The sequence below is a fragment of the Paraburkholderia sp. SIMBA_054 genome (assembly GCF_046534875.1).
Classification (GTDB): domain Bacteria; phylum Pseudomonadota; class Gammaproteobacteria; order Burkholderiales; family Burkholderiaceae; genus Paraburkholderia; species Paraburkholderia hospita.
Genome location: NZ_JAWRXV010000720.1, coordinates 1 through 274 on the forward strand (window position 1 = coordinate 1; position 274 = coordinate 274).

The following is a 274-nucleotide window of genomic DNA, read 5'->3' on the forward strand; positions in this document are numbered from 1 at the left end:
CTGCCGGGACATGCGTATATCGCACCCGGCCACGCTCACCTGCTGCTTGCCCGCAGCGGCGCGAACTACATCGCGCATCTGTCGGATGATCCGCCAGTGAACCGGCATCGTCCTTCGGTGGATGTGCTGTTTCGTTCGGCCGCGCAGCATGCGGGCAAGAATGCGGTCGGAGTCATCCTGACCGGGATGGGGCGTGACGGCGCTGCGGGTTTGCTGGAGATGAAAAAGGCAGGGGCATACACCCTTGCGCAGGACGAGGCGAGCTGCATCGTGT

At 63.9% G+C, this 274-nt stretch carries 1 protein-coding gene; it reads left to right on the forward strand.

Going from position 1 to position 274, the window contains the following annotated elements:
- Nucleotides 1–274 (forward strand): chemotaxis protein CheB (locus SB822_RS56965; protein WP_410859088.1); only part of this gene is annotated, 274 nt, incomplete at both ends.